This window comes from Candidatus Pristimantibacillus lignocellulolyticus (assembly GCA_023639215.1).
In the GTDB taxonomy this organism is placed as follows: Bacteria; Bacillota; Bacilli; order Paenibacillales; family Paenibacillaceae; genus Pristimantibacillus; species Pristimantibacillus lignocellulolyticus.
Genome location: CP097899.1, coordinates 2,474,158 through 2,492,311 on the forward strand (window position 1 = coordinate 2,474,158; position 18,154 = coordinate 2,492,311).

The window sequence follows — 18,154 nt, forward strand, 5'->3', positions numbered from 1 at the left end:
CCTTGCTCGTACGTTAAATGAATGTAATTATTACAACCGAGGAGTGTAACAAAGAGATGAGAAAATGGCTTAAGGGTGGAATTGCACTATGTTTGACCGCTGCTATGTTAACAGGATGTAGCTTTGGATTTGGAAAAGATGGCTCTAATGACGGAAATGCAGCACGTACACTGAAAGTTATGTATTATGACGAAGGAAGTTTCTTCCAAGAGTATGGCATGCTGTATAGCGCACTCTATCCTAATGTTGAAATTCAAGTGGTAGAAACTAGTCAGATTCAGAATACACTTTTGGAAGAAAATGAAAACGATTATGACAAAGCACTAGCTGCATTTATAGAAAAAGAGCAGCCGGATGTCTTGATGCTAGAGCCAACACAGTTAGAAAAACTGGGTGTAGAAGGTAAATTATATGATATTGAAAGCTATGTAACAGATAGCAAATATAATGTAGATGGACTTGTCCCAGGTGTTATTGATGCTATGAAAGGTTATGGTGGCGGAAATTTGTATGCTATCCCGACGAATTTCTCTACTCAAGTGCTTTTCTATAACAAAGATCTATTCGATGAATATAACGTACCGTATCCAACAGATCAGATGACATGGACTGAAGTTATCAATCTAGCGAATATGTTCCCTAAAGATGGAGATCCACTTGAACGTGTATTCGGTCTAAAAATGGGTTGGAATAAAGAATTGAGTACCCTGGTAGATACACTTGCAAATACGGAAGGCTTGAAAGCTTATGATGAAAATACATTACAAATGACAGTCGACACACCAGCTTGGGCTAGTATTGTAGAGCAAGCGCAATCTGTATTGAAATCAGATGTATTATTCTTTGACGATATGATGTATGGCGGTGGCAGAGACGGAATAATGTATTTTGATCAAAGTATTGATTCCTATGGTCAAAATCCATTCTTCACAGGTAGACTAGCGATGAGCGTAGATAGTAACTATTTTGTAAGTCAAATTGAAGACGCAAAACAATACGCTAAAAATCCAGAAGATATTGTTGAGAACTGGGATATGGTTACTGCACCGGTAGGATCACAAAATCCAGATTCATCTTATTACACTAGCTATTATAATTTATTTGCAATTAATGCTGCGTCAACAAATGTCGAAGAAGCATGGAAATTCATCTCTTATATTACTGGAGATGAATATGCACGCGTAAAAACTAAAGTATCATATGGTAACTTACCGTTACGTACGAAATATATGCAATTAGATAAAGACCGTAATTATGCTGCATTCTATAAGTTAAAACCGATGAACCAATCGGTGGACTATAACAAAATTCCTGAAAGATACCTTTATGAGTACTACAATGTTTCTACTGAAACATTCAATAAAGTAACTGAAGGTAAAATTACCATTGCAGAAGCATTAGCAGAATTGCAATTGCGTGGTAATGAACTGTTAGCGACAGGTAAGATGACAAAAGAAGAGCAAGAGAAATATTGGGAAGAACAGAATCAAATGTACATGGAAGACTCTGGATCTGTACAAATGCTTCGTTAAGCATCCGACCAAGCAATAACTTCTAATGAAATAATGACGGAGTTTTTGACTAGAAAACAATAGATTAATTAAAAAGGCTAACAGATGATAATATCTGCTAGCCTTTTTTTTGATTTCAGTGATATTTTGAGATGATCTTCTTACCATAGATTGTTAGTTATACTCGAAAAATGAAAATATTTAAGGAAATATTGGAAAATATGAAACTATTTACATATGTATAACGTAATATATATGTAAATAAAAGAATAGAGGGGTGTAACTGGGATATGAGAAGTTGGTTTAGAGGTGGAATTATACTTTGTTTGACCTTAGTTATATTAACGGGATGTAGCTTCGGTTTTGGAAAAAATGATTCTAAAAATGCGAATGAAGCACGTACATTAAAGGTTGTGTATTATGACGAAAGTAGTTTCTTCCAAGAATATGGTATGCTTTATAGCGCACTTTATCCAAATGTTGAAATTGAAGTTGTAAACTCGAATGTGATACATAATACATTAATGGAAGAAAACGATAATGATTATGACAAGGCACTAGCCGCATTTATAGAAAAAGAGCAGCCTGATGTTCTGATGTTAGATCCATCTCAATTAGAAAAATTGGGCACTGAAGGAAAATTATATAATATTGAAAGCTTTATTGTAGATAGCAAATATGATGTAGATGGACTTATACCTGGTGTTATCGACACAATGAAAGAATATGGTGGTGGTAATATATACGCTATACCTACGAACTACTATACACAAGCACTATACTATAACAAAGATTTATTTGATGAGTATAACGTCCCGTATCCAACAGATCAAATGACATGGAAGGAAGTTATTGATCTTGCCAATATGTTCCCTGCGGATGGTGACCCACTAGAACGTATATTTGGTTTGAAAATGAGCTGGAGTAAAGAATTAAGTCAACTTGTTAGTACGCTTGCTAATACAGAAGGATTGAAAGTTTTTGATGAAAATACATTGCAAATGACTATTGATACACCAGGTTGGGCAAGTATTGTAGAACAAGCACAATCCGTATTAAAATCAGATGTATTATTCTATGAAGATATGCTGTGGGGGCGTGGCGGAGAAGAGGTCGTTTATTTTGATCAAAACTTGGATCATTATAGCAGAAATCCGTTCTTCTCAGGTAGACTTGCGATGAGTGTAGATAGTAATCATCTTGTAAATGAAATTAAAGATGCAAAAAAATATTCTCAAAGCCCTGAAGATATTATTGGTAATTGGGATATTGTTACCTTACCAGTAGGATCACAAAATCCTGATGTATCATACTCTACCGGTTACAATAATCTTTTTGCTATTAATGCAGCTTCAACAAATGTGGAACAAGCATGGAATTTCATATCCTATATTACAGGTGATGAATTTGCACGTGTGAAATCAAAATCTTCTTACGGTGGATTATCGTTACGTACTAAATATATTGAATTAGATTCAGAACGAAATTATGCTGCATTCTATAAGTTAAAACCGGCAATCCAAAATGTCGATTATACAAAGATTCCTGAAAGATTCCAATATGAGTACTACACTACTTCTAACGAAATATTTGGTAAAGTGAACAATGGTGAGATTGCGATTGCAGAAGCATTAGCAGAATTGCAATTACGTGGTAATGAATTGTTAGCGACAGAGAGGATGACCCCGGAAGAACAAGAGAAATACATCGAAGAACAACAGAAAATGTATATGGAAAGCTCCAGTGGAGAAATAATGGTTCCTTTTGAAGTTGAAGAAGTAACTACTGAGGATGCAACCGAAGAGGCAGTTACTGAATAGTAAGCCATAACTTAACGAAGAAGGCTAGTAGATGATATTATCTGCTAGCTTTTTAATGGTTTGTATGGTAAAAGACTAATAAACCCAAAAAAGCTAAGATATTTTTAGTTGTTCTAAAAATATGGTAAAAATGCAACCTTTTACCTTTGTGAAACGTTATGATAGTGTAAGTATTCCAATTAAGGGGTGTAACCAAGAGATGAGAAAATCGCTTAGAGGTGGAATTGCTCTATGTTTGACTTTAGCTATGTTAACGGGATGTAGCTTTGGCTTTGGAAAAAATGGATCTGAAGATGAAAATCAAGAACGGACATTAAAGGTCATGTATTACGACGAGAACAGTTTCTTCCAAGATTATGGCATGCTTTATAGCGCACTTTATCCTAATATTGAAATTGAAGTTGTAAACACAAATAATATCTATAATACAATTATGGAAGAAAACGATAATGATTATGAAAAAGCACTAGCTGCATTTATAGAAAAAGAGCAGCCGGATATCCTTATGATTGATCCAACTCAATTAGAAAAAATGGGTACTGAAGGGAAATTATATGATATCGAAAGCTTTGTAACAGATGGCAAGTATGATGTAGATGGACTTATTCCTGGTGTGATTGAAACGATGAAAGGCTATGGCGGTGGTAATTTGTATGCCATCCCAACAAACTTCTCGACACAAGCACTTTTCTATAACAAAGATTTATTTGATGAATACAACGTACCGTATCCAACAGATCAAATGACTTGGACGGAAGTTATTAATCTTGCGAGTATGTTCCCTACAGATGGAGACCCGCTAGATCGTGTCTTCGGTCTGAAGATGGGCTGGGGTAAAGATTTGAATGAAATGATTAATTTGCTTGCTAATACAGAAGGTTTGAAAGTATTTGATGAAAATACATTACAAATGACAATTGATACACCAGCTTGGGCTGCTATTGTTGAGCAGGCACAAACGTTGTTAAAATCAGATATTTTATTCTATGATGAAATGCTTTGGGGTGGCGGCGAAGACGGAACCGTATACTTCAAACAAGATGAATCAAATTATGGCATGGATCCATTATTAACTGGTAGACTCGCGATGAGAGTGGATGGTAACTATTTTGTAAATAACATTGAAGACATGAAAAATTACGCTAAAAATCCTGAGGATTTTACTGACAATTGGGATCTTGTTACTGCTCCAGTAGGATCACAAAATCCTGATGTTTCATATTTCATGAGCTATTATAATTTGTTTGCTATTAATGCAGCTTCAACAAACGTTGAAGAGGCGTGGAATTTTATCGCATATATTACTGGTGACGAGTATGCACGTGTAAAATCTAAAGTTTCATATGGTAACCTACCACTTAGAACTAAATACTTGAATCTTGATACAGAACGCAACTATGCTGCATTCTATAAGCTAAAACCAATGAATCAAAATATAGACTATACAAAGATTCCTGAGAGATATCAATATGAGTACTATAGTATTGCTTATGAAACGTTTAATAAATTGAATACTGGTGATATTACTGTTGCAGAAGCGCTAGCAGAATTACAATTACGTGGTAATGAATTACTAGCGACTGATAAGATGACGCCAGAAGAACAAGAAAAGTATTGGAATGAGAAGAATCAAGGATATATGGAAGGAAACGTAACAAGTGAAGAGCTAATTCTTAAAGCAGCAGCTGGCGAATCGGTTACAGTTGAAGAAGTTCCCACCCCTACTGAAGAAGCAGCTTCTGATGATGTAGCGACTGAGGAAGTCGTAGAATAGTTAACAGTAGGGAAGGAGAAAAAGCTAGCAGATTATGGATCTGCTAGCTTTTTTCATAATTAGTCGGTTATATAATATTAGTACGATAATAATAATCATAGAGCAGGTGTGTTTGTGTTAAGGAAAATCGTTAATATTTTGCCGCAAAGTTTTCTTGTTTACTTGTATACACACATTCCATTTGCAAAGCTGAAAAATTGGCTTGTGTACAGAGCTCAACACAAATTTCTTGTTGCTGTGCTCGGTGTAATCACGAATGAAAGAGGACAAGTGCTACTATTAAATCATGTATATCGGACTAAGCCATGGGGAATTCCAGGAGGCTGGATGGAATTAGAAAGTCCAGAATTAGGTTTGGCGAGAGAAATATATGAAGAGACAAAACTTAAGGTGAACATTACGGGCTTAGCAAAAGCTATCTATGGTAAAATTCCAAATAGAATAGAACTTGTGTATAAAGGGACGATCAGTGAAGGAGAATTTGAGCCTAGTGCTGAAATATCTAATATGATGTATTGTAATGTTGGAGAATGGCCTGAGGGCTTACCAGATCATCAAAAAATATTAATCAAAGAAGTACTGACTTAATGGTAAGAGGCGAACTAAAGGAATACATTAAGAAGTAAGTGATCATAATTCCATTACATGGTATGATATTTAATAGTCATTGCTTAATAAGAAAGCTAGTAACCAATCATGATCAGCTACTAGCACGAAGGTTTATTTTGTTTGAAGGTAATCCATAAAAATTTGTAATCTTACCCCAATGGAAGCTGGAGCTTGATCATGACCATAGTAGCGATATACAGCGATATCTTTTTTACACTGCAAATGATTATATGCTGCGAAAACAGTGGATGGAGGAGTAATATCATCTATTAGTCCAATAGTTATCCATGTGTAACAATTAATTCTAGGGGCAAGGTTCATCATGTCAAAGTAACTAAGTGTCTTCTTAGCATTCTCTTCTATTTCTGGTCTATCACTATATCGACGGAAATATTCATTGAGTTCATAGTAAGGACCAGTAGGTGCAACATCAATTGCGCGTTCAAAATTCGAAAGATAAGGATAATCAGCTACCGCTACAAGTGGTACAGTTGAAAGTGCAGCTGCTGCTAATGTAATTGCACCACCTTGACTACCACCTGTCACGGCGATACGCGAAGCATCTACTTCAGGCATGGAAGCAAGAATATCAATGGAACGCACAGCATCCATATATACAGCTCGATAATAATACTCGTTTTTATTTTGAATACCTTTTGTCATCCAACCAGAAATATGACCATTACTGGAAATGACATTATCAATAGAACCTGCATATTGACCTCGACAGAACATACGCATAACTGCATAGCCTTTCAATGCAAGATTAACGACATCATGTTTATCACGATCATTCACCCAGTTATACCCGTGAAATTCTACTATTCCGGGTAGCTTCGTATCAGTGATAGGCATAGCAAGTACCGCTTCAATTTGAGCATTATTAAATCCTTTGAAGAACACTTGATAGACTTTCATATTTTTTACCGGATATGAAATCTCATGTCGCTCATATGTAAGAGGCACTGTATGAAGTTCTTGAAGCGTTTCTTCCCAAAAACTATTAAAGTCTTCAGCTGAAGTTGCGGCTGGTTTATACTGCTGTAGCTGTTCTAAAGGCATATCATATGGTTGTGGCATTATTCAAAAACATCCCCTCTTGAACTTAATTGTTTTAATAGTAAAATTGTGACATATCTAATCTATCATTTCAATATATAAGATAGAAAATAAAAATAATGTATTAATTTCCTGTTGTTTCAAAATGTGAAATGAAGTAAAATTCTATTGAGTTGTAAATATTTGGTTTGTTTTTGGGAGTCAATTAGACTTAAGTCTAGTATCTGCTATTACTTAAGAAGGTTACAGCATTTCCCACATCGAGTTAGACTATTAATATGAGTTTATATGTTAGGGAGGTAACTATGGCGAAAGAAAGAGAATTATATATTGTTCTTACGAATACTGGCACTGTTCTAGCCAATGTTATTTCATATTGTACAAAAGAGCATCTTAGTCACGTATCCATTGCGTTTGATAGTGATCTAAGAGAAGTATATAGTTTTGGACGAAAGTACCAACGGAATCCTTTCATTGGTGGATTTATTCGTGAAGACATTACAGGTCCAGTATTTTTACGTTCACAATGTGCGATATATCGAATTAAGGTTTCACAGCAATCGTACGATACAATTCGCACTCAGATAGATCACTTTATTCATTACTCTCATCATTATCATTATAATTTCCTTGGAATGATAGCCGTATATTTTAATATTCCATGGGATCGTCGAAATCATTATTTTTGTTCGCAATTTGTTTCTACAATACTACTTAACGCTGAACTTGAACTATTCAATAAAGAAACGACTCTCGTTACTCCGGGTGACTTTCTCGATGCACAATTAGAACTTATCTATCGTGGCAGATTAAGAAGTTATCTAGGTGGTCTAAAGCATGATATTGGTGATAGTTTTCAACCAGCATATAAGCTAGTTCAAAAGTTATGAGAATAACGCTGAACTAGCTTTTTTATATACATTTCTGACAATATACGCTAACATCATTGTAAGTATGTTTGTAGAATATGATGCTTAATTGTACAAACTATAAAATATTGTTCATGAAGAAATGCTTGATGCTTCCGATGCTACTTTTCATTACAACGTAGTATTTCAGGAAGCATATGAAAAGTTTTAGGAGGCAATAAGATGAAAAGTCAATGGATGTTGTTGTTAGCATTTGTATTTGCACTAGTGATTGCAGTATTTGCCGTCATAAATGTGGAGCCTGTAGAAGTTAATTTCTTTTTTGGTCATACTTCGACCCCACTTATTCTCGTTATTCTATTCTCTACATTATTTGGTGGACTGACTGTAGGGGCATTAGGACTTGTGCGTGTATATGTTCTACAACGTAAAGTAAAACAGTACGAGAAACAATTAGCGGGTTTTAATGTTGATGGTCATACAGACTATGAAGAAGTTATCGTAGAAGATAAGAAAGAAGCGGCAACAGAACAAGAAGATTTGAGTAAGTAGTGTGCATTGATTTTACATATACTGAAATAGAGAGTGAGTATTCTTCACGAATTGAAGGATGCCCTTTCATTCGAGTATCAATCTGTAGTAAAATATAATTAATGTTCGATTAACTTTCCTGCATCACTTCGTTATCAAAGTCTGCTTTTTGAACAACCATATAAAGGTAGGTGGACATATATGTCTAATGAAAACACTCAACAACCAGAAGAACAAGTAGAAGTAAAGCAACTTTCACAAGCTGAACGTGCTAAGCAACTTCTTGCTGCTCGTAAGCAACAAAAAGGCGGACCTGGCAAACAAGATTTGTCGACTGGTACTAAAAAATTAACTAGTCAAAATACAAAAAAGGTTAATAATCAACGTAAAAAAATGGGCGTATAATGATGCGAATCATTTGCAATCAATTGGTTAATAACCGCTGATTACTGGGTACTTAAAAAGCCATGAAAGACTACATTATTGTAGTCTTTCATGGCTTTTTTGAAGTCATTATATTTCTTACCGTTCACGAAATTCTTGAGGAGTTACACCAAAGCGATCCTTAAACAATTTGATGAAGTAGCTTGTTTTCATATAGCCAATTGTCGCAGCTATCTCATAAATTTTATCTGAGGTTGAACGGAGTAGGTGGGCAGCCGTTTCCATCTTTAATCTAGACAAATACTCGCTAATCCCTTCGCCCGTTTCTAATTTATATACTTTAGATAAATAAGATGGGTTCAGGTGAACGTGATCTGCAATCGTTTGTAGAGATGCTTCGGTCAAATGTTGAGAAGCATATTCCTGTACTTTTTGTATAATACCCGTTCGTGAATCTTGTACACGGTCAAGCATAACAAGTTTATAGGCTGAATATACTTCATCAGTCCAAGATTTCAATTGAGCAATCGTATGGAAGTGTGGGCCATTCATTAATTGATTGAATTCTGCCCCAAGGCAGTCTACTAACCGCAATTTGTTTTTATGAATGGAATAACTTAGTGAGCTTACGATACAATAATATGTTTCTAAAATATACTCGTGCGAATCTCCACGATCTTGCTCTAACTCCTCGTAAATCAATGTTAACTTTTGATCTACTGCATCCCATTGACCTGTTTCTAACAAATGATTAAGAAGTGGTGGGGTATACAAGTGTGTCAATGAGTGAGCATTCTCATTTTCATATTGCTCGTCCTCATTCAATGTGAGCAAAAAATCTCTTTCACTCCCAATGCGCTGACGAAAACTTCTAATTAAATCTTCATACTGAGCTGATAAATGTACAGGAAATATTCCAATCTTGCTTAGTACTAAAGAAATAGTCCCCTTCAAATATAATTTCACATAATGTTGGAGCTGAGCGGCCTTTTGTTCGACAGCTACAGGATTCATTAATTGTGAGATTCTCGAGGTTGATAACCCCTCTCGAGGTAGTATGAGGAATACATAATAGCCGTAGCTATCTTTGACATACCAAAGTCGATAATCTTCATTAAAAATTTCTTCTGCTATATTACAAACTGCATATTCAAGCAATGAGATGTCACTGTCACTTTGATCGTAAAAATAATCCTCCATACGCATTAGCATCATGTAACAAGTTAATCCACATTCAATCGGTAACTCCAACATTTTAATACGCTTTTCAAGCTGCTCCTTACTTATCTGCTCACCATTAAGTAAGGAGTTTAATAGATGGGATCGTAAGATAGGTAGATTTATCTGAATAGATGCCAATGCTTTTTGGTGAGAACTAATCTCGTTCCAACGGCTCTCTAACTCGTTTATGGCACCTTGAACAGCTTCAAGTAGCTCGTCGTCTTCGACTGGCTTTAATAAGTAGTCGCTAGCTTGATTTTGGAGAGCTCGTTTTGCATATTCGAAATCATTGTAACCAGAAAGCAAAATGCATTTTATATGGTCCCAGGATGCTCTAATAGACTCTATTAGGTCAAGGCCGGATATTCCAGGCATGCGAATATCGGTAATGACGATATCAATCGGAGTCATTCTCAATATATCAAGAGCCTCAGATGCTGAATGAGCCTGATAAACAGATGATATATTGATGCTGCTCCAGTCTAGATTAGTTGCAAGATCTTCAACCAAATCTGGTTGATCATCTACTATTAATAATTGATACATGTCAAGCAACTCCTTCGACACTTCATGATGGTTAAACGTTAATATTGTTATTCCTTACTAGGACTAATCCACGATAGACGAACGATTAAGCCGCCGCTTGGTCTGATTGAGAAATTAATGGAAGCCTCGGGCCCAAATTGAAAAATCATACGTTGTCTAATATTCCACAATGCGCAACCACTGTTATCATCTGGTGTGTCAAACAATTTATGTTCAAGCATCTCTAATTGTTCTTCTGTCATACCTACCCCATTGTCCTCTACAATAATGGAATGAAAGTTCCCGACGGTTTCAGCTGAAATCGTAATTATACCATCACCATCATATTGCTCAATCCCGTGCAGTACAGCATTCTCTGCAATTGGCTGAAGTAACAGACGAGGAATTTCAAGATCAAGCATATATTCGGGAATTTCTATATGGTAAGACATGTGTTGAATATGAAATTGTTGAATTTCGAGATAGCTTCTGAGTAACTCCACTTCTTCAGTAAGTGTAGCTGTTAGCTTCTCAACCCTAGTTGTATATCGATAATATTTAGAAAGATGCATCGATAAGGTCATAACGGATTCCGTCTTATTCAATCTTGCTAGACTTCGTATTAATGCAAAGCAATTGTATAGAAAATGAGGATTAATCTGCGATTGCAATTGCTTTACATTCGCTTCTCTTAGACGTAACTCCTCCATATATACTTTCTCAATTAATCGTTCAGTTTCTGCAGTCATATCGTTAAACCGCTCAAATAAATATGAAAACTCATTTTTCGGATTAACTTTTATTCGAGTAGAATAGTCACCATCTTGAAGCTTTCTAACATTTCGAATTAACAAAGCAATGGGACGTTGAACATTACGATACAATAAGTAACCAGCAAGTAGACTCATAACAAGCAATAAGACAACAGAAACATAAAATAAAATTTGAGTTTTAACAATCGGTTGTAACATATTATCAATCGGTACATAGTCAACGAGATACCAACCTAAAGTGTCTATAGGTGCAAACAATACTAAGTATTCTTGTTTTGAAATGTTAATGATTTGATTACTGGATGTAGGAACAAGTTTTTCGGACTGAATAAGATCACTTATTGTTGTAATCGTTGTTTTATCTGAATTTTTATTTTGAATAGAGCTGCCGTCCATATTATATAGGAAAGGGTCACCTTTTCCTGTCTCTTTGAATGTGTCCAAATCTTTAATAATATGTTCTTCAGGGAAAGAAATCTCAATAATAATACCAGCTTCATTAAGATTAGCAATTTTATTTTTGGGTCTTACAATATGACGAACAAAACGCTTCTGGGAAATATTTTGCGTAATGACTTCCTGGTACTTCCATTCTGGCGCAAGTAGACTTTTCACTTTATCTAAGTCATATGAAAGATATCTATTCGTAGAGACAAACTCTTGGTTGGAAGGGGCGAGAATACTATACTGAGTATCCCAGCGCTGGGATACATTAAGTAACCGCAAACGCTCCATTATTCGAAGCCGCTCATTATTACGTTCGTAAACGCTATCTGTTAAATGGAGTGTTTGTAGTGACTGAATATGTATGTCCTCATTTAATAAGAAGCCTAGAGAGGTTAACGTTGTGACACTTTTATCAAATTCATTAGCAAGAAAATTAATATCCTTTTGCTTTAGAGAGCGAACCTCATCCTTAATAACTTGAATACTTGTTTGCATAGATAATGTATAAAGTAAAATAATCGGAATTAACAACAGAATGATAAGCGATATGATTTTTGCGAATGTGTTTTCTCGTAACCTCATCTCATAACCTCTCTTTTCAAAGCAGTGGTGTTGCTAGAATTATGATACAGCAATGAGTAAAAATTACAATTTAATTTTATTGAATTCATCGATTGCTATTGTTTCATAATTTACATTGGTCATGCATTGGAATACTTGATTTGATGGGTTATTATAGATCTGGCTAGTAAAAATATCCATTAACTACATAACTGCTGACAATTGATCTTGAAGCTATGAAAGAGTGGGTAAGATAATGGCATCAATCTAAAGATAATAGCATTTCAAATAGTTATTGCTAATACTATGATTAATTCATAACAAATGGTATTAGTCATTTTGATTTCATTTTACATATAGGGAGCGAAATAATGAACAAAATATTATCAGTACTATTGATTTTGTCATTTGTTATAGTAATTACTTCATGTTATGGGGTAAACACTGATGATGAGGAAAAGACAAATAATAACTCCAAATCAAAGGGGATTATCGACAGTGGAAATAATGAAATATTTGTAGATGGTAAATATTCAACTCCAATTACGTTAACAACAGTATGGGGTATTCCTGAGAACGGTGCTGTGTTCAAAGAAGGAGAGAGTATTGAAAACAATGTGCATACACAAATCATCAAGGATCAACTAGGCATTGAGATCAAGTATGATTGGGTTGTTACGAATACCAATGACGCTTACAAAACAAAACTTCGTCTGATGCTTTCTTCTGAGGAGAAAATGCCAGATGTTATTTCGTACCGTGGAGATTTAGAAACGGTTAATATGCTAATCGACTCTGGACAATTTATGTCAGTTGGTGAGTTAGTAGAAAAATATGCTAATGACACTTATAAAGAAGGTCTTGCTCTTGATCCTGGGATTTGGTTGCCAATTACTCGCGAAGGTGAAAAGATGGCACTTCCAATTTTAGACTATGCTTATAACGACGATCATGTTATGTGGATTCGTCAAGACTGGTTAGATAAGTTGAAAATTAAAGCACCAACAACGATCGCTGAGCTTGAAACAGTGATGGAAGCATTTGTGAACGATGATCCTGATCAAAATGGTGTAAAAGATACGATCGGTTTGGCAACAGGATTTAAAAATGGATTTAGTACTTGGATGTCTGATATTGGCTTCGTATTTGGTGCATATGGCACAATGCCTAGTCAATGGAATTTGAACGATGAAGGAACATTAGTAAACGGTTCTATAGATCCAGCAGCGAAAGATGCACTAGCTACGTTGAAGTCTTGGATGGAAAAAGGATATATTTCCGAAGATTCTACTTTGTATGATGAGATAAATGGAACTGAGTTATTTACTAAAGGTGAAGCTGGAATTATGGTAGGACGTAACTGGCTTCCAGAATGGCCTTTCCCAGAACTTCTCACTAACGTACCTGGTGCAAGCTACAAGGCATACCCAATTCCTGCCGGTCCCGATGGGAAAATTGGTTCGGCTGGAGGTAATCCTCCTGTAAATGGATATCTCTTTGTTAACAAAAATGCTAAGCACCCAGAAGCAATTATTCATTACTACAACTGGTTCTTCGATAATTTGGCTGACCCGCAACCAGGCAGTAAATTCGAGAACGGTTTTGCAGAAGGTTATGATTACGCGGTACTACCTGATGGAAGTCTAACGGCTGATGCTGAGTTATATCCAGAGCTATTTCCTGGTTTGAAGGGTCAAACTGCTCCAGTACTTTACTATACATTAACTTATGAAGGTGCACGTATTCCGACGCTATATGCTGACACTCATATTAAACTTGCCAATGGTGAGGCACCTGAATCACCTTACGAAAAACAAGTGTTTAATACTAGAAGGAAAGAAAATATAGATGCAATGAAAATTATTGTTGATCAAAAAAACATTCGTATGAAAGGCTACTATTTGGGACCGATAACCGAGACAATGCAAAGTAAAAATGAGCTTCTTAATCAGCTTGTTAACGAAACATATAGTAAAATAATATATGGACAACAGCCAATTGATGCGTTCGATACGATGGTAGGAAATTGGTTGATATCTGGTGGAGAGGAAATTACAACAGAAGTTAACGACTGGTATAAAAGTACGCAATAAATCGATAATGTTCGTTTTGTTAAAGGAAGTTGGCTCGTATGAAATAGAGCAACTGTGAATGCAATTAGTTAAAGCATTTGTTATAATACTTTTTAGTTAATCCCCCTTACTAACTATAAAAGGTGAAAGTCCATGTTATCATTTTCTAGACTAATTAAGTGCAAGCCTGTAATCCCTTAATTTATTCCTAACTTATTGAGATTTTAATTGATAAGGGGGAAATAGGCTGTGAACCAAAAAATCTCAAATCCTTCATTACTGTTATTAATTATTCTTGTGGCTTTTCCACAAATTAGTGAAACGATATATACTCCTTCTTTACCAGATATCGCTCAGTCCTTAGGAGCGAGTAATAATATGATCCAACTTACGCTCAGCATTTATTTTGTAGGTTTTGCAGTTGGTGTATTTTGTTGGGGAAGGTTTTCAGATTTCATTGGAAGGCGCCCAGCTATGCTGTGGGGCATTCTAGTTTATGGGATAGGGAGTTTCTTCTGCTATCTTTCTAATTCAGTCGAGTGGTTGTTGATCTGTAGATTCATTCAGGCTTTTGGTGCTAGTGCTGGATCAGTAATTACACAAACGATCTTGCGTGAGAGTATAGAGGGAGCCAAGCGTCATGCGGTATTCGCTCAGATTTCAGCAGCACTTGCATTTACCCCTGCTATAGGTCCACTTCTTGGTGGATGGATAGACCAATTGCTAGGTTTTAGAGCAGTGTTTTTCACATTGGTATTGATGAGTATTGTCATTCTAATGTATACGTGGACTGCTTTGCCTGAAACCAAGGTGACAGCAAGAGTGAAAATAGACATCTTATCTATAGCTAAGCGTCTAATTACAGATCGAAGAGTTTTGGGGTTTGGTTTTCTCATTGGCGCAACCAATGGAATATTGTTTAGCTATTATGCTGAAGCACCATTTATATTTATAGATTTTTTTCAAATGGAGCCTGGTTGGTTTGGTTTTTTTGGAATCTTTGTAGCATTGTCATCTATAGTTGGAGCAATGTTATCGAAAAAACTAATCTTAAATTTGCGTCCTGAGAAAATAATAGTGTACGGATCTATTATTTCAATGATAGGTGCTATTACTTTACTATGCTTTGCTATTATTGGTATAAAGGTATCCACGATTGATCTACTGATAATGGTAGTGTGTATATTTATTATTCTCCTTGGTATCGGTATGTCAATTCCGAATTGTCTTAGTCTAGCATTAGTCAATTATGGTGATGTACTTGGAACAGCAGGAGCAATCTTCGGATTGGGTTATTACATTATAGTTAGCCTTATTACTACAGGAATGAGTCTTCTACACAATGAATCCTTGCTGAGGATGCCAATGTATTTTGTATGTTTGACTGTTGCTATGGTACTAGTGAGCCATAGGCTAGTTAAATATGAGTCGAGGTAGATTGGTTCTCCCTAAATTCGTTAACAATTAATTTCATATGCATGGAACGAAAGTTGTCCTCTGGTTGAATACGAGAGGACAACTTTTTTAGTAAATGAAGCAAGCTATATAAGAATTTGAAAAATTGGATTTTTCTTTTTGATGTGGTACCGTTTTTTGCTAACAAATGGTTGAATGAAAAAGTGTAGCTCCTAGCATAATGTAAAGAAGAGAATGAATTGATAAGCATACTAACGGAGGGCTTAATCATGCAAGCTAGTCAATCACTAAAAATATTTTTGCTAGCGGGTGTAAAAACATCACCGTCGGCCTTTCATGCACTTGAACATGCATTAGTCGATAATTTACAACAGAAAGGCATTACACCTGATATCGAACTTTTATTTCCATATGGAGATGCTGAGCGCAGTTTAATGCGCCAATTATATGAAGTACGTGCTGATCTTTCAAGAAAAGCAAAGCTCGCAGGTTATGGCGGTAGAAAAGTCTGGGAACGCATTAACTCGTCTTGTGAGGTCCCAAAACTATTGTTGATTGGACATAGTGGGGGCGGAGTCGCCGCGTATCAGATAGCTAGGAAACTCCATGAAGATCAATTACCCATTGATTCTAAAGTCGTTCAAATAGGCTCACCGAAAACGAGAATTATTCCGCAACTAAAGGAGCGGGTTGGTTATATACATTCAATAGATAATGACGGTAAAGTTAAAGATCCTATTAGTCGTCTAGGTAGCTGGGGAGGATGGAGTTACATTACACCAGAAATTCCGTTACCCCATTGGGATTCACAAAAATATGCTCCGGGCTACATAGAGGGCATTCGTACTTTAGGTGGTCATGCAGATTATTTTCGGCAGAGTGAACAATTTAGTGATGAACATCGTGCGTGTAATTTAGACAAGACGATGTCTAGTCTCAACGCTTACTTGAAGGAATGGCTGTAATCCGATACACTTAATAGATATTGGATAATAGTTCATACTTCCGTTGTTCTTTTCATTAAAGTGAAGGATAACGAATAGGTAGTGAAGAGTTTAGGGGTGGAAAATTGGCTAATACGCATACCTATTCGAAAGGTGAAGAAATTGCTAATGCAATAACTCACGGAATTGGTGCATTATTGAGCATCGCAGCATTAGTTATTTTAATTGTGTTTGCTGCGTTGAAGGGAACGGCTTTGCACGTAGTAAGTTTTTCGATTTATGGTTCATCCATGCTGCTATTATATATAGCATCTACGCTAGTACACAGCTTCCCAGAAGGAAAGGCAAAGAGAGTGTTTGAATCATTAGATCATTCATGCATATATATTTTCATTGCGGGTACGTATACTCCCATCTTGTTTCATACGGTCCAAGGGACTCTTGGTTGGGTGCTATTTGGAGTTGTATGGGGAATTACGGTAGTAGGTATCGTGTTCAAATCAATGTTCGCTAATCGTTTCTTATTTACCTCTACCATTCTTTATATATTAATGGGTTGGTGTATCGTTTTTGCTTGGAAGCCACTAACTGCTAATTTAGCAGCTGAAGGAATCACTTTATTGGTCGTAGGCGGGATTCTATACACTGTAGGAACTGTGTTTTACATGTGGCGTAGCTTTCCTTATCATCATGCAGTATGGCATCTATTTGTACTTGCTGGTTCGATTGTCCATTTCTTTGCAATTTTCCTATATATTTTACCGGCTTAAGTTATTTCAACATTAGGACAGAAACCTAGTGGTGATGCACAAATAGCTGAAGCGATTTGAGGCATATCTTCGGATAAATTATGGAAATAACTCGATAGCAGATGATTGGACGCTACTGAGCCTTGTCGGAATGTACGTTGAACTTCGCCTTTCACATGTAGATAGAAATAAGTTTCCTCAGTTTGTGGTGAATGATAGACTAGTGTAGGTAAATGTGGAACGATATCGAATTTGTTCTGTATTCTCCAGTGAATGGGAACTGTAGAGTTATAAGATTTAACAAATGTAGGATCTCCAACTCTAGGTGCACCAAATGTATAAACGATTGGGCTGTTAAAGTTAGAATTAGTAGCAATATCAATGGCTGCTAGTGTCGCTAACGCTCCGCCTAGACTATGCCCAGTAATGAACAGTGGTAATTCGGGTTGCAGTAAAGTTAACATTCGAAATATTTGCTCACGAAGAGCTAAATAAATGTCGGTAAATCCTTTATGGGTATTGCCGACATTTTTTGTTGGTGTAAACTCCATTTGTTGTGCTTTAAAGTCATAGGCCCAGTCCAAGGCAGTACTCGTACCACGAAATGCTAAAATAGAATATCGCTTAGAAGTGATGATAAAACCATAACGATCATTTTCAATTCCCATATCTGATGTACTGATCGCCCCAACGAGTCTGTATTCATCAGGAATAACAAAGAGTCCTGTTTCTTTGTTTGTAAATTGCACATGTGTTTGTCCGCAAATGGCTGCAAGAAATAATGCGCTTGGTAGATCAGGCTCTTGCACTTGTGCTTGTAGCTGTAGTCTACTCATATTTAATTACCTCCGATTCTAAGGAGTAAGTATTCTTTATAGTATGTAAGGAG

Annotated in this window: 15 protein-coding genes; 11 read left to right on the forward strand and 4 right to left on the reverse strand. The window is 36.1% G+C overall.

All coding sequences use genetic code 11. From position 1 onward, the window contains the following. Positions 1-56 precede the first annotated feature (56 nt). The 4 genes from NAG76_10435 to NAG76_10450 all read left to right on the forward strand — a co-directional run bounded on the left by NAG76_10435 (position 57) and on the right by NAG76_10450 (position 5,693). A complete protein-coding gene (locus NAG76_10435; protein URN96605.1) occupies positions 57-1,532 on the forward strand; it encodes an extracellular solute-binding protein in 1,476 nt (491 codons plus the stop codon). Positions 1,533-1,801: 269 nt separating this feature from the next. Beyond that, the gene (locus NAG76_10440; GenBank protein ID URN96606.1) at positions 1,802-3,331 is read left to right on the forward strand and encodes an extracellular solute-binding protein; all 1,530 of its coding nucleotides are present in this window, start codon (positions 1,802-1,804) and stop codon (positions 3,329-3,331) included. Between the two features lie 199 nt (positions 3,332-3,530). After that, entirely contained in the window at positions 3,531-5,105 is a 1,575-nt protein-coding gene (locus NAG76_10445) for an extracellular solute-binding protein (GenBank protein ID URN96607.1), read from the forward strand. Positions 5,106-5,219: 114 nt separating this feature from the next. Then, positions 5,220-5,693, forward strand: a complete 474-nt coding sequence (locus NAG76_10450) for an NUDIX hydrolase (protein ID URN96608.1) — start codon at positions 5,220-5,222, stop codon at positions 5,691-5,693. Positions 5,694-5,825: 132 nt separating this feature from the next. Here NAG76_10450 and NAG76_10455 read toward each other — a convergent pair whose 3' ends face one another. Beyond that, positions 5,826-6,794 carry an acetylxylan esterase gene (locus NAG76_10455; GenBank protein URN96609.1) on the reverse strand — a complete coding sequence of 323 codons (969 nt, stop codon included), beginning with the start codon at positions 6,792-6,794 and terminating at the stop codon, positions 5,826-5,828. Between the two features lie 284 nt (positions 6,795-7,078). On the opposite strand from NAG76_10455, the gene NAG76_10460 reads away from it, so the two are divergent. The 3 genes from NAG76_10460 (at position 7,079) to NAG76_10470 (ending at position 8,578) form a co-directional block, all read left to right on the forward strand. Further along, the gene (locus NAG76_10460; protein ID URN96610.1) at positions 7,079-7,663 is read left to right on the forward strand and encodes a hypothetical protein; all 585 of its coding nucleotides are present in this window, start codon (positions 7,079-7,081) and stop codon (positions 7,661-7,663) included. A 201-nt stretch (positions 7,664-7,864) separates the two neighbouring features. After that, positions 7,865-8,194 carry a lipopolysaccharide assembly protein LapA domain-containing protein gene (locus NAG76_10465; protein URN96611.1) on the forward strand — a complete coding sequence of 110 codons (330 nt, stop codon included), beginning with the start codon at positions 7,865-7,867 and terminating at the stop codon, positions 8,192-8,194. 180 nt (positions 8,195-8,374) lie between these two features. Beyond that, positions 8,375-8,578 (forward strand): hypothetical protein, encoded by a 204-nt coding sequence (locus tag NAG76_10470; GenBank protein URN96612.1) that lies wholly within the window; start codon positions 8,375-8,377, stop codon positions 8,576-8,578. A gap of 117 nt (positions 8,579-8,695) precedes the next feature. Here the strand turns inward: NAG76_10470 and NAG76_10475 are convergent, their stop codons facing one another. Both NAG76_10475 and NAG76_10480 read right to left on the reverse strand, forming a co-directional pair. Then, positions 8,696-10,324, reverse strand: coding sequence for a response regulator (locus tag NAG76_10475; protein URN96613.1), 1,629 nt, complete (start codon positions 10,322-10,324; stop codon positions 8,696-8,698). A gap of 47 nt (positions 10,325-10,371) precedes the next feature. Then, positions 10,372-12,105, reverse strand: coding sequence for a histidine kinase (locus tag NAG76_10480; GenBank protein ID URN96614.1), 1,734 nt, complete (start codon positions 12,103-12,105; stop codon positions 10,372-10,374). 350 nt (positions 12,106-12,455) lie between these two features. Between NAG76_10480 and NAG76_10485 the strand changes: the two genes are divergently transcribed. The 4 genes from NAG76_10485 to NAG76_10500 all read left to right on the forward strand — a co-directional run bounded on the left by NAG76_10485 (position 12,456) and on the right by NAG76_10500 (position 17,286). Then, complete coding sequence (locus tag NAG76_10485) at positions 12,456-14,177, forward strand: extracellular solute-binding protein (GenBank protein ID URN96615.1); 1,722 nt, start codon at positions 12,456-12,458, stop codon at positions 14,175-14,177. A gap of 228 nt (positions 14,178-14,405) precedes the next feature. Continuing rightward, a complete protein-coding gene (locus NAG76_10490; protein ID URN96616.1) occupies positions 14,406-15,593 on the forward strand; it encodes a multidrug effflux MFS transporter in 1,188 nt (395 codons plus the stop codon). Positions 15,594-15,841: 248 nt separating this feature from the next. Then, entirely contained in the window at positions 15,842-16,537 is a 696-nt protein-coding gene (locus NAG76_10495; protein URN96617.1) for a hypothetical protein, read from the forward strand. Positions 16,538-16,641: 104 nt separating this feature from the next. Then, on the forward strand, positions 16,642-17,286 hold the full coding sequence (locus NAG76_10500; protein ID URN96618.1) for a hemolysin III family protein: 645 nt from the start codon (positions 16,642-16,644) through the stop codon (positions 17,284-17,286). Here the strand turns inward: NAG76_10500 and NAG76_10505 are convergent. Continuing rightward, positions 17,283-18,101 (reverse strand): lipase family protein, encoded by an 819-nt coding sequence (locus tag NAG76_10505; protein URN96619.1) that lies wholly within the window; start codon positions 18,099-18,101, stop codon positions 17,283-17,285. The genes NAG76_10500 and NAG76_10505 overlap by 4 nt on opposite strands. Positions 18,102-18,154 lie beyond the last annotated feature (53 nt).